The sequence below is a fragment of the Rhodobium orientis genome, assembly GCF_003258835.1.
GTDB lineage: Bacteria > Pseudomonadota > Alphaproteobacteria > Rhizobiales > Rhodobiaceae > Rhodobium > Rhodobium orientis.
Map to the genome: position 1 here is coordinate 1 of NZ_NPEV01000058.1, position 17052 is coordinate 17052.

The 17052-nt window shown below is 62.8% G+C and carries 20 protein-coding genes and 1 tRNA gene; 14 read left to right on the forward strand and 7 right to left on the reverse strand.

Annotated features, from left to right (window positions below; translation table 11 throughout):
• Positions 1 to 196: 196 nt before the first annotated feature.
• A complete protein-coding gene (locus CH339_RS20040) occupies positions 197 to 457 on the forward strand; it encodes a hypothetical protein (protein WP_111436151.1) in 261 nt (86 codons plus the stop codon).
• Positions 458 to 469: 12 nt separating this feature from the next.
• Here CH339_RS20040 and CH339_RS20045 read toward each other — a convergent pair whose 3' ends face one another.
• Positions 470 to 1243 carry an alpha/beta hydrolase gene (locus tag CH339_RS20045; RefSeq protein ID WP_111436152.1) on the reverse strand — a complete coding sequence of 258 codons (774 nt, stop codon included), beginning with the start codon at positions 1241 to 1243 and terminating at the stop codon, positions 470 to 472.
• A gap of 44 nt (positions 1244 to 1287) precedes the next feature.
• On the opposite strand from CH339_RS20045, the gene CH339_RS20050 reads away from it, so the two are divergent.
• From CH339_RS20050 to CH339_RS20060, 3 genes are all read left to right on the forward strand, one after another.
• Complete coding sequence (locus tag CH339_RS20050; protein WP_111436153.1) at positions 1288 to 2481, forward strand: glycosyltransferase family 4 protein; 1194 nt, start codon at positions 1288 to 1290, stop codon at positions 2479 to 2481.
• A gap of 221 nt (positions 2482 to 2702) precedes the next feature.
• Positions 2703 to 3248, forward strand: coding sequence for a translation initiation factor IF-3 (gene infC / locus CH339_RS20055; protein ID WP_111436182.1), 546 nt, complete (start codon positions 2703 to 2705; stop codon positions 3246 to 3248).
• A gap of 48 nt (positions 3249 to 3296) precedes the next feature.
• Positions 3297 to 3848 (forward strand): putative glycolipid-binding domain-containing protein, encoded by a 552-nt coding sequence (locus CH339_RS20060; protein WP_111436154.1) that lies wholly within the window; start codon positions 3297 to 3299, stop codon positions 3846 to 3848.
• 80 nt (positions 3849 to 3928) lie between these two features.
• Here CH339_RS20060 and CH339_RS20065 read toward each other — a convergent pair whose 3' ends face one another.
• The 3 genes from CH339_RS20065 to CH339_RS20075 form a co-directional block, all read right to left on the reverse strand.
• The gene (locus CH339_RS20065; protein ID WP_146610256.1) at positions 3929 to 4405 is read right to left on the reverse strand and encodes a hypothetical protein; all 477 of its coding nucleotides are present in this window, start codon (positions 4403 to 4405) and stop codon (positions 3929 to 3931) included.
• Positions 4406 to 4709: 304 nt separating this feature from the next.
• Positions 4710 to 5387 (reverse strand): CPBP family intramembrane glutamic endopeptidase, encoded by a 678-nt coding sequence (locus tag CH339_RS20070; RefSeq protein WP_111436156.1) that lies wholly within the window; start codon positions 5385 to 5387, stop codon positions 4710 to 4712.
• Between the two features lie 102 nt (positions 5388 to 5489).
• Positions 5490 to 6341, reverse strand: a complete 852-nt coding sequence (locus CH339_RS20075) for a 2-keto-4-pentenoate hydratase (RefSeq protein WP_111436157.1) — start codon at positions 6339 to 6341, stop codon at positions 5490 to 5492.
• A 372-nt stretch (positions 6342 to 6713) separates the two neighbouring features.
• Here CH339_RS20075 and CH339_RS20080 point away from each other — a divergent pair, with 372 nt between their 5' ends.
• The 9 genes from CH339_RS20080 to CH339_RS20115 all read left to right on the forward strand — a co-directional run bounded on the left by CH339_RS20080 (position 6714) and on the right by CH339_RS20115 (position 14144).
• Positions 6714 to 7661, forward strand: coding sequence for a phage minor head protein (locus CH339_RS20080; RefSeq protein ID WP_111436158.1), 948 nt, complete (start codon positions 6714 to 6716; stop codon positions 7659 to 7661).
• Positions 7662 to 7887: 226 nt separating this feature from the next.
• Complete coding sequence (locus tag CH339_RS20085) at positions 7888 to 8202, forward strand: hypothetical protein (RefSeq protein ID WP_146610257.1); 315 nt, start codon at positions 7888 to 7890, stop codon at positions 8200 to 8202.
• 262 nt (positions 8203 to 8464) lie between these two features.
• The gene (gene rpmI, locus CH339_RS20090; RefSeq protein ID WP_111436160.1) at positions 8465 to 8662 is read left to right on the forward strand and encodes a 50S ribosomal protein L35; all 198 of its coding nucleotides are present in this window, start codon (positions 8465 to 8467) and stop codon (positions 8660 to 8662) included.
• A gap of 26 nt (positions 8663 to 8688) precedes the next feature.
• Entirely contained in the window at positions 8689 to 9045 is a 357-nt protein-coding gene (gene rplT, locus CH339_RS20095; RefSeq protein WP_111436161.1) for a 50S ribosomal protein L20, read from the forward strand.
• Positions 9046 to 9211: 166 nt separating this feature from the next.
• Entirely contained in the window at positions 9212 to 10294 is a 1083-nt protein-coding gene (gene pheS, locus CH339_RS20100) for a phenylalanine--tRNA ligase subunit alpha (protein WP_111436162.1), read from the forward strand.
• A gap of 13 nt (positions 10295 to 10307) precedes the next feature.
• Complete coding sequence (locus CH339_RS20105; protein WP_111436163.1) at positions 10308 to 10598, forward strand: GIY-YIG nuclease family protein; 291 nt, start codon at positions 10308 to 10310, stop codon at positions 10596 to 10598.
• On the forward strand, positions 10579 to 11154 hold the full coding sequence (locus tag CH339_RS24445) for a hypothetical protein (protein WP_146610258.1): 576 nt from the start codon (positions 10579 to 10581) through the stop codon (positions 11152 to 11154). Before CH339_RS20105 ends, CH339_RS24445 begins: the two co-directional genes overlap by 20 nt.
• Positions 11151 to 13568 carry a phenylalanine--tRNA ligase subunit beta gene (pheT, locus tag CH339_RS20110; protein WP_111436164.1) on the forward strand — a complete coding sequence of 806 codons (2418 nt, stop codon included), beginning with the start codon at positions 11151 to 11153 and terminating at the stop codon, positions 13566 to 13568. The genes CH339_RS24445 and pheT overlap by 4 nt, the downstream gene beginning before the upstream one ends.
• Positions 13569 to 14067: 499 nt before the next feature.
• Positions 14068 to 14144, forward strand: a tRNA-Arg gene (locus CH339_RS20115).
• A gap of 99 nt (positions 14145 to 14243) precedes the next feature.
• Here the strand turns inward: CH339_RS20115 and CH339_RS24450 are convergent.
• The 3 genes from CH339_RS24450 to CH339_RS20125 form a co-directional block, all read right to left on the reverse strand.
• On the reverse strand, positions 14244 to 14702 hold the full coding sequence (locus CH339_RS24450; RefSeq protein ID WP_146610259.1) for a hypothetical protein: 459 nt from the start codon (positions 14700 to 14702) through the stop codon (positions 14244 to 14246).
• Between the two features lie 15 nt (positions 14703 to 14717).
• Positions 14718 to 15494: a CPBP family intramembrane glutamic endopeptidase gene (locus CH339_RS20120; RefSeq protein WP_111436165.1), complete on the reverse strand. Its 777-nt coding sequence runs from the start codon at positions 15492 to 15494 to the stop codon at positions 14718 to 14720.
• A gap of 68 nt (positions 15495 to 15562) precedes the next feature.
• A complete protein-coding gene (locus CH339_RS20125) occupies positions 15563 to 16261 on the reverse strand; it encodes a helix-turn-helix domain-containing protein (protein WP_170138596.1) in 699 nt (232 codons plus the stop codon).
• 270 nt (positions 16262 to 16531) lie between these two features.
• Between CH339_RS20125 and CH339_RS20130 the strand changes: the two genes are divergently transcribed.
• Complete coding sequence (locus CH339_RS20130) at positions 16532 to 16975, forward strand: SRPBCC family protein (protein ID WP_111436167.1); 444 nt, start codon at positions 16532 to 16534, stop codon at positions 16973 to 16975.
• Positions 16976 to 17052: the final 77 nt, after the last annotated feature.

Genomic DNA, 17052 nt, shown 5'->3' on the forward strand with positions numbered 1-17052 from the left:
TCCCCGCGGGGACCGGACGGCCTTTTCGCCTTCCAGCCGGTGCGCCGAAGCAGGGTGTGGTTCATCGCAAGCGCCCGGCATGCTTCGGCCCGTCGTTGCGCCGCGACGTCTTGTCCAAAAAGTCTGTCGGCTTTTCGGTAAAGCGCTTTAGACTGCCGCCGCGGGATCGCAACGAGAATAAAGGGGAAGGATCCACATGCCGTTGAAAAAGCTGGCCGATGACGCCGTCTCTCGGATCGAGCAGGCGGTTTCCGCCCCGCTCGGCGACGCGGAACGCGCGGCCGTCTCGCGCATCGTCGAACAGGCGATGATCGACGCGGTCGCCGAGACCACCCAGCACTGCACGGATGCAGCGAGGCTGCATATCGGCGCCGACGAGGACAAGGCGCACAAATTCGCCGAAAAGGTGCGCAGGGCCGAGGCCGCCCTCGTCTCCAACCTCACCGGATTGCGCTGATACCGCCTTCGCTCAGGCGATTTCAGCCACCGCCGCGATCAGGCGCGCGATGTCTTCCTCGCGCGACAGGCGGTGGTCGCCATCCTTGATCAGCGTCAGCACCACATCGTCCTCGGCAAGCCGCGCCATCAGTTCGACAGCGTGGTTCCAGGGCACCGAGGTGTCCTCGACGCCTTGCAGGATATGCACCGGACAGCCGGTCTCGATGGTGCCGCCGAGGAGGAGATGGTTGCGGCCGTCGTCGATCAGCGCTTTGTTGAACCGGTAGGGCTCTTCCGAATAGTCCGAGGGTTCCAGATGGAAACCCTTCTCGACGAGTTGCTCTTGGGCCTCTTTGGAAAGCGTCTTCCACATCAGCTCCTCGGTGAAGTCGACCGCCGGCGCGATGAGGACGAGCCCCGCGACCCTGTCGCTCTCGCCAGCCATCCTCAAGAGCCGGTTGAGGAGGAGTGCGATCCAGCCGCCCATGGACGAGCCGACGAGGACCGTCGGCTGCTTGCAGCAGGCATCGAAGACGGCCTTTGCCTCTTCCAGCCAGCGCGAGATCGTGCCGTCGTCGAAATCGCCGCCGGAAACGCCGTGGCCGGAATAGTCGAAGCGGGTGACGGCACGGCCCTTTTCCCGCGACCAGTCGTCGAGGGCCAGCGCCTTGGAGCCCGCCATGTCGGATCGGAACCCGCCGAGCCAGAGGGCGCCGGGCGCCTCGCCCGGCGTGTCGATCATTGCGATCTCGCGCGCGGCATCGCCGTCGCCCACGGTAAGCATTTGCGGTTTGGCGTCGTCCATTCTAAGCCTCCGAAGGATCGGATCGGGATTGACCGGAACCTGTCATGGAAAGCCGCGAAAGAAAAGCGCACCGCACGGTGCTGCAGATCGTGCCGGAGCTTGAGACCGGCGGCGCGGAGCGCACGGCCGTGGACGTCGCCGCAGAACTGGTGGCGCGCGGCTGGCGCGCGATCGTCGTCAGCGCCGGCGGCCGGCTGGTGCCGGAACTGGAGGCGGCCGGCGCGAAGCACATCGCCTTTCCCGCCGCCACCAAGAACCCGGCCCTGATGCTGGCCAATGCCTTTCGCCTTGCCGGCATCGTGCGCAGCGAAGAGGTCGATATCCTCCATGCCCGCAGCCGGGCCCCGGCCTGGTCGGCGCTCCTTGCCGCGCGGCTGACCGGAACGCCGTTCGTCACCACCTATCACGGCGCCTACAATCAGAAGAATGCGCTGAAGGGATTCTACAATTCGGTGATGGCCCGCGGCGACGTGGTGATCGCCAACTCCGCCTATACCGCCAGGCTGATCGCGGCGCGCCACAAGGTCGCGGGGGACGGGGCCGCGGGAGAGCGAGTCGTCGTCATCCATCGCGGCACCGACCTTGCCGACTATGCCGAAGGCGTCATGTCGCCGTCCCGGCTCGATGCGCTCCGCACCGCCTGGGGGCTTGAGGGCGACGCGCCCGTAATCCTGCACCTGGCGCGCCTCACCGGCTGGAAGGGCCAGACCGTGCTGATCGACGCGCTCGCCCGGCTCGCCGCCGAGGGCCGCGATGTCGTCGGCATCCTTGCCGGCGATGCGCAGGGGCGCACTGATTACGTTGCCAACCTGGAACGCCGCATCGCCGATCACGGTCTTGAGGGCCGCGTCCGCCTTGTCGGCCATTGCGCCGATCCGGCGGCGGCCATGCACCTTGCCGACGTCGTCGCGGTGCCCTCGAGCGAGCCGGAGGCCTTCGGCCGCGCCGCCGTGGAGGCCCAGGCCGCGGGCCGTCCCGTCGTCGTCTCCGACCTCGGCGCCGTGCCGGAGACTGTGCTCGCCCCGCCGGAAGTCGCGGCCGCGGAGCGCACCGGCTGGCGCGTGCCGGCGTCCGATCCGGCCGCCCTTGCCGGGGGGTTGGGAGAGGCGCTCGACCTCGACCGTGAGGCCCGGGCAGCGCTTGCCGGCCGCGCGACCGCCCATGTCCGGGCGCACTTCTCGCTGGACGCAATGACCGCCGCGACGCTGCGCCAATATGAGCGCCTGCTCGGCGCATGACCCGGATGGGACGCCGGCCGGCTCCCGAATCCTGGGCGCTTCCGCAGGAGACTGAGACGCTCTAGGTTGACTTCGACGCGAAATCGGCGGATTCTCACACCCGGCGAGCTTGATCCGATGGATTGTCCGGCTCGGGGCCTCGACGTTTCACGGCGTGCGAGGCCGTTTCCATTGGAACAGGGTGTCGCCGAAGAGTTCAACAATACCGGGAGACTACGACCATTCGCCGTCCACACCGAGCGCAACCGCCCCAAAAAGAGGGTCCGCGCGTCAATGACGAAATCCGCAATCCGAGTGTCCAGCTGATCGACGCCGAAGGCACGAACCGCGGCACGGTACCGATTGACGAAGCCCGCTCTCTTGCAGACGAACTCGGCCTCGATCTCGTCGAGATCGTTCCCAATGCGGAGCCGCCGGTCTGCAAGATCCTCGATTTCGGCAAATACAAATACCAGTCGCAGAAACGCGCTGCCGAGGCCCGCAAGAAGCAGAAGACCGTCGAGGTCAAGGAAATCAAGATGCGGCCGAACATCGACACGCACGACTACGACGTGAAGATGCGCAACATGCGCCGGTTCTTCGATGATGGTGACAAGGTCAAGGTGACGCTGCGCTTCCGCGGCCGCGAGATGGCGCACCAGGACCTCGGCATGGACCTTCTGAGGAAGGTCAAGGACGAGACCTCCGATTACGCCAAGGTCGAGCAGGAGCCGAAGATGGAAGGCCGGCAGATGATCATGGTGCTGTCGCCGGTCGGCCCGCGTTGACGCCATCGGCGGCGGCGCCCGAGGCATAGTCGCTACGGAGGCGGGAACATGGTCGACCGGATCGTCCGCTGGCGCTCACTTCATGCGCCGGGGATGGAACATCTCCACATCTGGCAGGATGCCGAGACCGTCCATTGCGAGAGCGTCGTCATCGGCGAGCGCGACGGCACCCGTTTCGGCTTTGCCTACCGGCTGGTGATGGACGGGGCCTGGCGCCCGCGGCTGGCGGAGGTCCACCGCACCGGCCCGGCGCCGACCCTCGTGCTGCAGTCCGACGCGCACGGGCGCTGGAACGACGGCCAGGGTCTGCCGGTGAACGGCATCGACGGCTGCCTCGACGTCGACATCGCCGCCACCCCCTTCACCAACGCGCTGGTCATCCGCCGGCTCGGCCTCGCCGAGGGCGAGAGCGCCGACGTCTCGGTCGCCTACCTGCGCGCCGACGACTTCGACGTGGTGCCCGTCGCCCAGCGCTACACCTGCCTGGAGCCCGGCCGCCGCTACCGCTACGAGGGCGGGGTCAGGAACGTCGACACGGTGCTGGAACTCGACGCCGACGGTCTCGTCGCGCTCTATCCGGACCGCTTCGAGCAGATCTGAGGCGCCTCCGCGCATCTTGCAGGCCGGCATCGCCGGCCCACCCTTCTTTTCATGAGCTTTGATCCTGATGGACGGCGCCGCTACTGGGCGTCCTCGTTGCCGGACTGGCGTTCGCATTCCGCCAGCGCCACGCCGGCCAGGGACGCATTGATCGCCGCCTGGGTCGATGCCGAGCGGGCCGCCTGGCATTCCGGCGTCCTGTGAACGTCCCGGCAGGTGCCGCGGCATTCCCTGATGGCGCGCCGGCAGCCGGCCTTGGCGATCCGCTTGTCGGCCCGGCATTCCCGCTTGCACTGGCGCTTGTCTCGTCCGCTCAGAGCGTTGCATTCCTCAATGCAGAGGAACTTGTCGGATTTTGCCGTCTTCTTGCATTCCTTCTTCAGGATGCGGCAGTCGGCCTTGCAAAGGCGCAGGTCGCCGCAGGCCGCGCGCTGCGCCACGGCCGCCTCGGCCTGGGCGGCGGCGGCCTCGGCGAAGGCGCGCCGCTGGGCGTCGCAGTCGGCCCGCGCCGCACCGGCAAGGGGCAGCGCGAGGACGGCAACCATCAGCGTAAGCAACGCCAAAGGCCTGAAAAAGGACAGCGTCCGGGGGCCGGTGGATAACATGGTATTTCCTCCCAAAAAGTGTTTGTTTTTCTATTTTGACATAGGCGTTCGAGCCAAAAACATGCTGAAAACATGCCTTTGTTGATCGAAAACAATTAATAATTGCAGTGATAATTTTCTGGAACAAGTTAAAACGAATGTATAATACGTATTTATAGTATCATCTAATGATTTGAATGCCTTGAAAAACGGGGAGATCGCAGAAAAGGGGAGCCGGAAGTCTCCAATAGGCAAAATGCAGATTGAGGCCCTGTCGCTACGGCCACAAGGGTGCCGCCATGCAGGCAGCCTCCAGCCGCGCCGTGCCCGGCCCGCTGTAGAACAAATGGTCGAGGCCGATGGCAAAGACCGCAAGGCCGTAGAGGCTGTGTTCCAGCCAGGCGGCAAGGATCGAGCTGCTGCCCCGGTAGGTGCGGTAGAACGCGATGCCGGCAATGAAGGTCAACGCGACCGAGATCCACGAACCGTAGAGGATGTGCACCCAGCCGAAGACGGCGGCGGACAGAAGCGTGGCGGGAAGCGGGGAGACCTTCAGCCCGTCGAGCCGAAACGCGGCATAGGCCCGGAACGCGATCTCCTGGGGCAGCACCGAGACGAAGGCGTAGAAGCACGCGATGATCAGCATCAGGTCCGGGTTGGCACGCGGAATGCAGAACAGCCGGTTCGGATGCAGCACGAGGACAAGGCTGGCAATGGCCAGCGCCGCGATGGCAGAGCGCAGGAGCACGCCGGGCAGGGCGGCGACGAAGCCACGCCAGTTGGGCCGCAGATAGTCCCTGATCGCCCCCGCCCGCCAGAGCCCGACCAGGCAATAGGCGGCGACCAGAAAGATCGCGGAAAACCGCACGGCCTGGTTCGCCGTCCCGGCCATGAGAAGCGGCGCGGCAACGACCACGAAGAGTTCCACAAAAACGAGGCGGTGGGCTGAGAACATGCTTCGGGGATCCGCGATGGTTCAACGCCCCATCAGGTAACCAAGGAGGGTCGCCGCGTCGAGGAGATTCATCGGTTTCCCGCCGGCTCGCCGGCACGGCCGTCACTTGAAGACGACGCTGACGCTCGGACCGCCGGGCAGGCCGGCATAGGTCACCGTCGCGCCGCCCCCGGCCTTGGCCGGCGGGATCAACGGCCCGATGGAGCCGACGCTGACGACGTCGCCGGGCTTGAAGACAATGCCCTTGGAGGCGAGCCACAAGACGCTGTTGACCGGATTGCCAAGGACGGCCGAGCCTTTTGCCCTGGCGAGGACCTCGCCGTTGGCGGCCGTCACCGTGACCTCCATGTCGGCGAGCATCTGCAGCATTGCCGCCGGGTTATCGACCGGGATAGCCGCGCCGACGACGCCCAGGCGCGCGGCCACGGCATTGGCGGTCAGCGTCACGCCGGTGATCGGCTCGCCCTTGGCCAGCGACAGGTCCGGCAGCTCGATGAAGGGCCGGACCTCGGAGATGTGCGCCATCGCCTCCTCGGGCGTTGTCGCCGCATTGATGCCCGCATCGCCGACGACCAGCAGGAGATCGGCCTCGAACACCGGCCGTGCGCCGAAATCGGCCGGCACCTCGGCGCCGTCCTCCAGCAGCATGTCGCGCAAAAGCACGCCCTGCACCGGCTCGCTGACGCCGAAACGCTCCTGCGCCGCCTTGCTGGTCAGCCCGGCCTTGTAGCCGACCACCGGGCCGAATTCCTTCGACAGGGCGGCGACATATTTTTCTTGCGTGCAGACCGCATCCTCCATCGTCCCGTCCGGAACGAGCGCCTTTGCCGGCTTCTTCGCCAAAAAGTCCGCGACATAGGCCGCAACGGCCTCGTCGGTGGCGCAATCCGCCAGGGCGGCCGTGCCGGGGCCGACAAGGGCGAGGCCGAAGACGGCGGCAAGAATCGATTTCATAGCATTTCCTCCCTCTGGTGCCGCCGCTCCGGTGGCGATGCGGCAGGCCGGCCGGCGCATTGGGGCTCAGTGCGCTGCGGTCGGCTTTCTCCGGAGCATCGGTCAGTTGGCCGGCGTGATGCAACCGGAAAGGGCGGCTATGCAAACGGCAAGGTACCGAGGCGAATGGCGCCGGATCGCGACGGGCGGAGGCACCGGCAATCCCTCTCTCCCACATCCGCCCTGCAGTTTGAAATGCGCCTCGTCAATGGGGCGCAGACGCTTTCAGGCATCCCGGCCCGCAGCCTGTAATAGGAAAAAAATCATATTTTGTTGATCAATTTCTGGAAAATTGCTACTTATACGGGTATTTCGCGAGTGACTTCACTTTGAATGCACGAGCATCTCGCCGGCGGGCGGGCGCTCGCGCGATGGCGCATCAGCAGCGAGACGAGGAAAGCCCATATGGATACAGGCAGCATTAGCTATCGACGGGCATTCGAGGCTTATATTCGCAAAGGCATCCCGCTCGCGTTGACCCTGAAGGAAACGCGGCCGACGACGCACTATGTCTGGCGAACCAGGGGAGATGGTAAAGTCCGGCCGAGCCATGCCGCCAACGACGGTAAGATTTTCGCCTGGGATGATCCGCCGCCGACCGGGCATCCGGGCGAGGACTATGGATGTCGGTGTACCGCAGAACCATTTCTAGCGAATATAGATGAGCGCATTGAAATCACGCTGTCGGATATATCAGATGCCGGTTCGCCTTGGAGTAGCCGCGATTTCGTTGGCCACTACTTCAATGGCAAAGGTCGTGCCGTCAAAGTGCGGGACACCGGACACCTTCACAGTATCGTATCTGCCTACATGAAGGAAGTTGAGGTAAAACTCAAAAACAATATTGCCAGATTGTCGCGACAAAATAGGGGCAATTCTTTCTCGGATTATTATGAAAACACTTACGACATGACATGGACGACATTTAGTATAGGAGATACTAAAATACGAGCAGATGTCTCAGGCAGCTGCGCGGAAAGACACGGCACGTTGGAGATTTCGGGCGATATAGATTTTCGGTTAGAGGATGAGTTTGTTGATCCGTTGGATATCGGCCTGGAGGTTATCGATCTTGAAGAGACTATTATAGAAAACATCCAGCGCCCCATAGAAAGTCGGATACGCGAGCGGATCAATCGGATAATTTCTGACAGGCTCAGAGGGATCAAGCAGGATCGACTTGGAATCCATACAGGCGAACCCTATCCGATTACGGATGAATGGTCCGGACAATTTGAAGGGCGGATTTATGCCGATAGCTCAATAAGCAAGTTTGGTTGAATATGACTTCGGTGGCGTATGACGAATGCGGAAAGATCATCTCAACAAAAAAACTCCGATAGGGTGTTTTATATTCCCAGTAGTGGTATTTTTCGTCTTAATTTCCGCATGGCCGTTTCTCGTTTATTATAACAGGCATCATCAGTGCGTACGGTTACAGAACGGCCTGAATTTGGGCTACGAGGCGGTTTTTGATCTTAGCCGGCCCATCGGGAGACCTATTGTTGTGCCGAAATTCGACGATGGGACGCCCCTCCTGACAAACAAATTATGGGCGATCTACGTCACTGATACATCGCTCTATGGCCTCACCATGGATAATGGGTCCGGCACAGACTTCTCGTTCGTCTGGCGTGCGGACAAAGGATTGGTTTTGGAGCATGAGGACAAGAAAACATACGAAAAGCTCGTGTCGGAGGCGGGCGAAGCCAACCCGGGGCTTGGTTCCGGCAGTCTCGGAGCGCAAGTGGTCATGCGAGAATATATGAAAAATCCTCAATACGCGGGGCAGCGTTGCCCAACAAACCTCGTTACTTGGTAATTTCACCTTGGCCGCTTCAGGCTGATCAGAGTCGTGGTCGACACGCAAAGCTGCCTTCTCGGCTGTCGAGCCTCGAAGCCGCACGCCCTCTCCCTTGCCATCCGCCCCGTCCCCCGCTATAAACCCGCGTTCGTTGAGCCGGCCGGCGTAAGGGCATGCCGTGTTGGCTCTGAAAAGCTCAAAGAAAAAGCATCGGACGGTTTGCGCCCCCAGCGGCGCTTTTTTCCGTTCGGCGCGCCTCAAAAACACGGAGTAGAGCAAAATGCCCAAGATGAAGACGAAAGCGGGCGCCAAGAAGCGTTTCAAGGTCACCGCGACGGGCAAGATCAAGGTCGCCCAGGCCGGCAAGCGGCATGGGATGATCAAGCGGACCACCAAGTTCATCCGCAAGGCGCGGGGCACCATGGTCCTTTCCGAGCCGGATACCCGGATCGTCAAGAAGTATCTGCCCTACAGCTGAACCCAACGCTTTTCGGAGATTGAGCCATGTCGCGCGTCAAGCGGGGCGTTACGTCCCATGCTCGCCACAAGAAGGTTCTGAAGGCCGCCAAGGGCTACTATGGCCGCCGCAAGAACACCATCCGCGTTGCCATGCAGGCGGTCGAAAAGGCCGGCCAGTATGCCTATCGCGACCGCAAGGCCCGCAAGCGCCAGTTCCGCGCCCTGTGGATCCAGCGCATCAACGCCGCCACCCGTGAGAACGGGCTGACCTACGGTCGATTTATCGACGGCCTCAACAAGGCCGGCATCGAGGTCGACCGCAAGGTTCTGTCCGACCTGGCGATCCATCAGCCCGACGCCTTTAAGGCGCTGGTGGAAAAGGCGCGTTCCGCGCTCGCCTGATCGACGGCGATCCCGGGTCCTGGCCCGGGTCACCCGACAGACCCTTTAAGGTGCCGGTCCGCCCGGTCGGTTTTTCGCCGGCCGGGCCGAAACCGTTTGCGGCACCCCTTCCGCCGGCCGCGAATTCTGCTAAAAACACGGCGCCTTTCCAAGCGAAGCGAACACCATGACCGATCTCGACCGACTGGAATCCGATCTCACCGCCGCCATCGCCGGCGCCGGCGACGAGGCCGCCCTTGAGGAGCTGCGCGTTGCCGCCCTCGGCAAGAAGGGCAGCATCTCCGAGGAGATGAAGAGCCTCGGCACCATGAGCCCGGACGAGCGCAAGGTGATGGGGCCGAAGCTGAACGGCCTCAAGGCCCGCGTCACCGAGGCTATATCCGCCCGCCGCGAGGAATTGCGCGAGGTCGCGCTTACCGAGCGGCTGGCCAGGGAAAGCGTCGACGTCACCCTGCCGGTGCGCCCCGGGCCGTCCGATGCCGGCCGCATCCACCCGATCAGCCAGGTCATCGACGAACTGACCGCGATCTACTCCGACATGGGCTTCACCATCGCCGAAGGCCCGGACATCGAGACCGACTACTACAATTTCACGGCGCTGAACTTCCCCGAGGGCCATCCGGCCCGCGAGATGCACGACACGTTCTTCCTGCCGGAGAAGGAGGACGGTTCCCGGCGGCTCCTGCGCACCCACACCTCGCCGGTGCAGATCCACACCATGGAGAAGTCGCCGCCGCCGATCCGCATCATTATCCCCGGCCGCACCTATCGCTGCGACAGCGACCAGACCCACACGCCGATGTTCCACCAGGTCGAGGGCCTGGTCATCGACAAGGTCAGCCATGTCGGCCACATGAAGTGGGTGCACGAGGAGTTCTGCAAGGCCTTCTTCGAGGTCGACGAGGTGAAGATGCGGTTCCGCCCGTCCTTCTTCCCGTTCACCGAGCCGTCCATGGAGCTCGACATCGGCTGCGACCGGACCGGCGACGAGGTCCGCCTCGGCCAGGGCGACGACTGGATGGAGATCCTCGGCTGCGGCATGGTCCATCCGAACGTCCTGCGCAACTGCGGCCTCGATCCGGACGAGTACCAGGGCTTTGCCTGGGGCATGGGCATCGACCGCATCGCCATGCTGAAATACGGCATGCCGGATCTGCGCGCCTTCTTCGACGCCGACATCCGCTGGCTCACCCACTACGGTTTCCGCCCCCTCGACCTGCCGACCCTGTTCGGCGGGCTGTCTGCGTGAGCCGTGCGATGCGATGTCCGCGTGGGTTTACGTTCTGGCTTCAAGGCCCCGCGGTACACTCTATGTCGGCGTGACCACCGACCTGAGGCGCCGGGTGCAGGAGCATCGCGAGGAACAGAGGCGCGGATTTACCAAGGCATACCGGGTCAAACGGCTCGTCCACTATGAACACTACGACCGGAACATCGACGCGATTCAACGCGAAAAGAACATCAAACACTGGCCGCGGCAATGGAAGATGGACCTCGTTGAGGCGGCGAACCCGAAATGGCGGGACCTTTGGAATGACATCGCATCGCCATGAGTTGTGGCACCGCATCATGGATCACCGGGTCAAGCCCGGTGATGATGCCAAGAGAGGCTGCAATGTGGGCGCGGCAACAAGGCCGGCGCCCAATTCTTCAGCAAGCTCTCCGCACCGGCAGCAGATGCTCCGCTTTTCCAAAAACTCGGCGTCATTGCCGGGCTTGACCCGGCAATCCATGAGGCCCATCGGCATGAAATCCGGCTTGCGGCCGGTTTCTCACGGTGCCGCGCGCAATGCCCCGCTTTACTGCAAAGCGGATCGCGAGCTGCGCCGCATCATGGATCACCGGGTCAAGCCCGGTGATGACGCCGAAAGAGACTGCAATGTGAGCGCGACAACGACGCTGGCGTTCAACACTTCAGCACACTCTCCGCACCGGCTTCGGACGTGTCGCCTTCCAAAAAACGCTCCCAACCGGTCGCGGGCTCTCCGCATCCCAACACACCCCGCGTCATTGCCGGGCTTGACCCGGCAATCCATGGGGCCTGCCGGCGCGCGCTCCCGCCTGCCGATGACCGCCGCGACAATCACCCACCAGGGAATCCAATCATGAAATTCACCCTGTCCTGGCTGAAGGAATTCCTCGACACCGATGCGCGCCTCGACGAGATCGTCGAGCAGCTCACCATGATCGGGCTGGAGGTCGAGGAGGTCGACGATCGCGCCAAGGCGCTCGTGCCCTTCACCATCGCCCATGTGGTCTCGGCCGAAAAGCACCCCGACGCCGACCGCCTCAAGGTCTGCATGGTCGACACCGGCTCCGGCGATCCGGTGCAGGTGGTCTGCGGCGCGCCGAACGCCCACACCGGCATGAAGGGCGTCTTCGCGCCCCCCGGCACCCACATCCCCGGCACCGGCGTCGACCTGAAAATCGGCACCATCCGCGGCGTGGAATCCCGCGGCATGCTGTGTTCGGAACGCGAGATGATGCTGTCCGACGCCCATGAGGGCATCATCGAACTACCGGAGGACGCGCCGGTCGGTCAGCCTTACGCCGCTTGGGCCGGCCTCGACGATGCAGTCATCGACATCGCCATCACCCCGAACCGCCCCGACTGCCTCGGCGTCCACGGCGTCGCCCGCGACCTCTCCGCCTCCGGCATCGGCAATCTGAAGGAAGGCCGCCGGCCGATCGTCAAGGGGAGCTTCCCCTGCCCGGTGAAGGTGAACCTCGCCTTTCCGGAAGGCGATCCGCTCTGCCCGGCCTTCGCGCTCCGGCTGATCCGCGGCGTCAAGAACGGCCCGTCGCCGGACTGGATGCAGAGATGGCTGACGGCGATCGGCCTCAGGCCCATCAACGCCCTCGTCGACATCACCAACTACATGACCTACGCCTATGGCCGGCCGCTCCACGTCTTCGATGCGGCCAAGGTCGACGGCGACCTGACCGTGCGCCGCGCCAACCCCGGCGAGACGCTGCTGGCGCTCGACGGCCGCACCTACGAGTTCGACGGCACCATGTGCGTCATCGCCGACGCGCAGTCGGTAGAATCCATTGCCGGCGTCATGGGCGGCGAGGAGACGGGCTGTACCGAGGAGACCGTCGACGTGCTGGTCGAATCCGCCCTCTGGGAGCCGTTCAACGTAGCCCAGACTGGCCGCAAGCTGGGCCTGCAGTCCGATGCGCGCTTCCGCTTCGAGCGCGGCGTCGACCCGGCCTTCATGCTGCCCGGCCTCGACATCGCCACCCAGCTCATCCTCGACATCTGCGGTGGCGCGCCGAGCGAGGTGGAGCTGGCCGGCGTCGCCCCGGACAACGACCTCATCATCGATTTCCCGTTCGCCGAGGTGAAGCGGCTCTCCGGCCTCGACGTGCCGCCGGCCGAGGCGAAAGCCATCCTCACCCGGCTCGGCTTCTGGGTCTCCGGCACCGGCAGCATCGTCAAGGTGGCGGTGCCGAGCTGGCGCCCGGACGTGGAAGGCAAGGCCGACATCGTCGAAGAGGTGATCCGTATCGTCGGGCTCGACCGCATCCCGGTCACCCCGATGCCGCGCGCCGGCCACATCGCGCCGCGCATCCTGACCACCGGCCAGAAGCGGACGCGCCAGGCAAAGCGCGCGCTCGCCGCAAGAGGCATGGTCGAGGCCGTCACTTATTCCTTCGTGCCGAAGCCCCATGCGGACCTCTTCGGCGGCGGCAAGCCGGAGCTGGCGCTCGCCAACCCGATCGCTTCCGACCTGTCCGACATGCGCCCGAGCCTCATTCCGGGCCTGGCCGCGGCCGCGCAGCGCAACGCCGACCGCGGTTTTGCAGACCTCGCCCTGTTCGAGGTCGGACAGGTCTATGAGGGCGACGGGCCAAACGACCAGAAGACGGCGGCAACCGGCCTCAGGCGCCTGACGGCCAAGGCGTCGGGCGCCGGCCGCCACTGGGCCGGCACGGCCGCGACCGTCGATGCGTTCGACGCCAAGGCCGACGCGCTCGCGGTGCTCGCGGCCATCGGCGCCCCCGTCGACAGCCTGCAGGTTTCTCGCGCGGCGCCCGGCTGGTTCCATCCCGGCCGCTCCGGCGCCCTGACCCTCGGCCCCAAGAACGTCCTTGCCGTCTTCGGCGAACTCCATCCGAAGGTGCTGGAGGCGCTCGACGTCGAAGGCCCGCTGGTCGCCTTCGAGGTCATTTTGGAGAACGTGCCGGAGCCGAAGGCGGGCCGGGCAACGGCGAAGCCGCCGCTCGCCGTTTCCGACCTGATGCCGGTGCGCCGCGACTTCGCCTTCATCGTGGAGGAGGGCGTCGAGGCACTGGCCATCCTGCGCGCGGCCAAGGGCGCCGACAAGGCGCTGGTGACCGACGCCGGCGTCTTCGACGTCTATCGCGGCAAGGGCATCGACGACGGCAAGAAGTCCGTCGCCATCGAAGTGACGCTGCAGCCGCGGGAAAAGACCCTGACGGAGGCCGAGATCGAGTCCGTCGCGGCGAAGATCGTCGACAAGGTGTCCAAGGCCACCGGCGGCACGCTGAGGGCGTGAGGCGAACGGGCTTTACGCGCGCGTATCCATCGCGCGGCCTGCAAAAACCTGTTTTCCGGAACGCGGCATTCGAACGGATTGCCGCTGCGATGTCTTGGGGCATCGCTCATCCGGCCTCCGGATTCCTTTGGGGTGATGAGTGGGATGCGGAGGCTCGCCGGGGTGTTCACCTATCAGGACCGGCCGCTACGACAGTTCTCCTGGCCGGATTTCCATGATTGCCCGCGCCGCCCGGATCGGATATGAAGGCGCGGTTGCCGGTCTGCTTTACCATGACCGCGCTTGGCACCCGTAGCTCAGCTGGATAGAGCGCTGCCCTCCGAAGGCAATCGATGTGGTGGTCTCGGGCCTAAAAATAGTAAGGTAGACAATAAGTTAAGGAGGCATGAGGAAGTCAGGAAATTGAAAACTCACCAGATTCTCACCGCGATCGACAGCGTGACGTCGTGCGAGAATCTGAGTTGACGTTCCGGATTGGGTCGAGATACCCAGTCATTAAGCACCCGTAGCTCAGCTGGATAGAGTGTCGGCCTCCGAAGCCGAAGGTCACAGGTTCGAATCCTGTCGGGTGCGCCATTCCTCTCTACGTCGCGTTATAGAGCCGCCGCCAGAATTTGGCATCGAGATGAGCTAGGCTGCGGTCATAGGCTGTCTGCAACGGTGGGAATCAACGACTCACGGCGCCCGCCTCGCGAGTAGTGCGATGGGAACTCCAACAAAAACGATATGAGCGAGTACACTCATTCCGATCCAGAGAGCATCGGACGCCCCTGGAGATGCCGCCGAAAGCGGGATGACAACAAAGTTCATTAGACCATAGAGAAAGACGCCGTAGACGCCGCCAAAGACGAGTGGACGTCTCCGAAGCGCAGACCAGTGGGATGCAACATAGAAATAGGCGGCCGCCATCAGCGTCGTGATGAAGAAGTGTAAGGCGAGACCAAGTGCTGCTGTAGGGACACCTCCTTCAAATGCCACGGGTCCAAGCAGACCCGCAGCGACCGACTGAAAGATGAGTGTCATCGGAGTATCGGCCTTTATTGCCCAAAATATGCAGGCAAAGCCAATGTCGAGCGCGCCGGCGACGGCCCCTGCGGCAAGCAAATAGGTCAGACGATCTCTTACTCCGGACATGTTCGATTCGTTAGGTCACGACCACAGAGCGACGAGTAGTAGGATCATTGCCACTTCTGAGAAATTGCCAACTCCGTGAGCGATGACAGGCGCCAGCAAGCTACGAGACCGCTCCATCAACCATACATAAGTTAGCCCCCAGACAAACGCATAGGTCTGTTGCGCTAGCGCTTCGTGAAATGGGCTGACAACAAATGATTTCCAATGTGCGAGTCCAAAAAGAAGCGCGATAATGTATCCAGCTACAGGCAAATCGACCGAACCGATCCGTAATCGACCCGGAACAAATACACTCAGGAATCCAACCAGAAGACCTCGAAATATCGTCTCCTCCGCGGTCCCAGTGGCAAGCATTCCGGCCAGATAACCGACGGTATCCCAGTTGTACGGCGTCTCGGCGTAGCTGGAAGCAGGCGGAGTCCCGGTCAGTAGGGCAGGCCAATAGTCTGCGATCAGCATAACGAGGCCCATGCCAAGTCCGATCACAACGGCGAGACCGACATAGGTTGGCCCCGGCGGCCACCGCAAATGTGAGTCCGCGCGCGGAACCAGTCGCGACATGACTGCGATGCCAACGAGCCCAAGCAACGCCTGAAAAGCGATCGCTAACATCAGGAATATGGATACGTGACCGTCCCAAGCTGGAGGGCCGTTCACGAAAGTCCATTTGGCCGCCTGTCGCCCTCCTCTCAGTATGCCTTCCATCAAGATGGCAGCCACAAGAATTGGCCATAGGCGGAACTTGAAATCGGAAAGTTGAACGAAAGTCCGTTCGGCAGGCAAACTACTCATGCGGTCACATAGCTTGCGGGTGATGCCGGGTCTTGAACAAATGTGACGTCACTCGACGCAGACGATCCTCAATACGTTCCTCTGGCTGAAACAGATGCTCGCACTGCGTTTGACCTCCATTCTCTGGGAGTTCTGCCGGTGTTGGTTTTGATCGAGCGCGCCATGTGCGCTTGGTCGGCATAACCAAGGGCGGCAGCGATTGACGCAAAGCTTTCATTCTCTTCGGAAATCATCCGCCAAGCGCGACGCGCTAGTGCCTCCGCCCGGTAGCGTGCGGGTGCAACACCATAGGCGATGTGAAACTGGCGGGAGAGATGCTCTCGGGAGTATCCGCTTTCCTCGGCCCATTGCGAGATGCGCGGCGGAGCGTCGGATCGTAACGCCTCCGCCAATAAATCTGGGAGATCCATTGGCGCTGATGCCGCTTGCTGCGAGGCGTCAAATAGCTGTTCGATCGCTGCCGTCGCATCCCTCGCAGCTAATCGGACGAGCGCGTCCGGATCAGCAACTCGACACTTGGCGGGATGTGCTTGCGTCCCGAATGGAAGCGGCAAATCAAGAACGACAGTTCGGCGGGGGGAAACGTAGTCGAGGTGGGCGGAAAAAGGGCCATGGAAAAGAACATCACCTGGCGACACGTTCAGCCGTCCTGCATCGCCGGCCTCTTCGTAAGCTCCTTCGAGAACGAGAGTCGCATACGGCTGTGTGTGACAATGCCGGTGAATGCAGGCGCCAGACTCAAGACTATCAGGTTGGAAGGTTTGCATGGCTGAGCATTGAAGCTGGTTGATAATTCCGTGCCTTCGGGATTGCGACCGAGAGCGGCGGGAAATGCTGTGCGATAAGGCGGGTGTTGTATCAGGGCAAGCCATCAACGGCGCCCATTCCTTTCCTGAAGAGTGTCCATAGATGACAGTCGACCTGCACCTGAGATTTCTCGGTGCCAGCCAGGCTGATCACAGAAAAAAATTTGTGCGTTGTCGGGATTGCGTGCGACCGGACGTCTTCAAGTCAGATGAGCAAGAAAGGATATCATCATGGCCAACACCGTTCGACTGCACCGGGTCATCGCCGCGAAACCTGAAAAGGTCTATCGCGCGTTTCTCGAACCCGACGCCGTGGCCAGTTGGCTGCCGCCTTACGGATTTCTCTGCACCGTCCACGAGCTGGACGCCGAGGTCGGCGGCAAGCACCGGATGTCGTTCCGCAACTTCACAACCGGCGACAGCCATTCATTCGGTGGTGAATACAAGGAACTCGTTCCCGGCGAGCGTCTTGTCTACACCGACCGGTTCGACGACCCGAACCTGCCCGGCGAGATGACGGTTACCGTGGCGCTGAAGGTCGTTTCGGTCGGCACGGACATATCCATCGTGCAGGAAGGCGTGCCCGACCTGATTCCGCTAGAGGGTTGCTATCTCGGCTGGCAGGACAGCCTTCGGAAACTGGCAAAACTCGTGGAACCCGAGATCAATCAATAGTGCGGGATAGGCCGCCGGTCTAATGGCGTGAAAGTGAGTGATGTTCTCGTTTCTTGTTGGCTCGTGCATTATTGCAC

What these genes read in the sequence shown, in the direction of transcription:
- CH339_RS20040 (WP_111436151.1), top strand. Translation starts at nt 197, where the DNA reads ATGCCGTTGAAAAAGCTGGCCGATGACGCCGTCTCTCGGATCGAGCAG.
- CH339_RS20045 (WP_111436152.1), bottom strand. Translation starts at nt 1,243, where the DNA reads ATGGACGACGCCAAACCGCAAATGCTTACCGTGGGCGACGGCGATGCC.
- CH339_RS20050 (WP_111436153.1), top strand. Translation starts at nt 1,288, where the DNA reads ATGGAAAGCCGCGAAAGAAAAGCGCACCGCACGGTGCTGCAGATCGTG.
- CH339_RS20060 (WP_111436154.1), top strand. Translation starts at nt 3,297, where the DNA reads ATGGTCGACCGGATCGTCCGCTGGCGCTCACTTCATGCGCCGGGGATG.
- CH339_RS20070 (WP_111436156.1), bottom strand. Translation starts at nt 5,387, where the DNA reads ATGTTCTCAGCCCACCGCCTCGTTTTTGTGGAACTCTTCGTGGTCGTT.
- CH339_RS20075 (WP_111436157.1), bottom strand. Translation starts at nt 6,341, where the DNA reads ATGAAATCGATTCTTGCCGCCGTCTTCGGCCTCGCCCTTGTCGGCCCC.
- CH339_RS20080 (WP_111436158.1), top strand. Translation starts at nt 6,714, where the DNA reads ATGCACGAGCATCTCGCCGGCGGGCGGGCGCTCGCGCGATGGCGCATC.
- rpmI (WP_111436160.1), top strand. Translation starts at nt 8,465, where the DNA reads ATGCCCAAGATGAAGACGAAAGCGGGCGCCAAGAAGCGTTTCAAGGTC.
- rplT (WP_111436161.1), top strand. Translation starts at nt 8,689, where the DNA reads ATGTCGCGCGTCAAGCGGGGCGTTACGTCCCATGCTCGCCACAAGAAG.
- pheS (WP_111436162.1), top strand. Translation starts at nt 9,212, where the DNA reads ATGACCGATCTCGACCGACTGGAATCCGATCTCACCGCCGCCATCGCC.
- CH339_RS20105 (WP_111436163.1), top strand. Translation starts at nt 10,308, where the DNA reads ATGTCCGCGTGGGTTTACGTTCTGGCTTCAAGGCCCCGCGGTACACTC.
- CH339_RS24445 (WP_146610258.1), top strand. Translation starts at nt 10,579, where the DNA reads ATGACATCGCATCGCCATGAGTTGTGGCACCGCATCATGGATCACCGG.
- pheT (WP_111436164.1), top strand. Translation starts at nt 11,151, where the DNA reads ATGAAATTCACCCTGTCCTGGCTGAAGGAATTCCTCGACACCGATGCG.
- CH339_RS24450 (WP_146610259.1), bottom strand. Translation starts at nt 14,702, where the DNA reads ATGTCCGGAGTAAGAGATCGTCTGACCTATTTGCTTGCCGCAGGGGCC.
- CH339_RS20120 (WP_111436165.1), bottom strand. Translation starts at nt 15,494, where the DNA reads ATGAGTAGTTTGCCTGCCGAACGGACTTTCGTTCAACTTTCCGATTTC.
- CH339_RS20125 (WP_170138596.1), bottom strand. Translation starts at nt 16,261, where the DNA reads ATGCAAACCTTCCAACCTGATAGTCTTGAGTCTGGCGCCTGCATTCAC.
- CH339_RS20130 (WP_111436167.1), top strand. Translation starts at nt 16,532, where the DNA reads ATGGCCAACACCGTTCGACTGCACCGGGTCATCGCCGCGAAACCTGAA.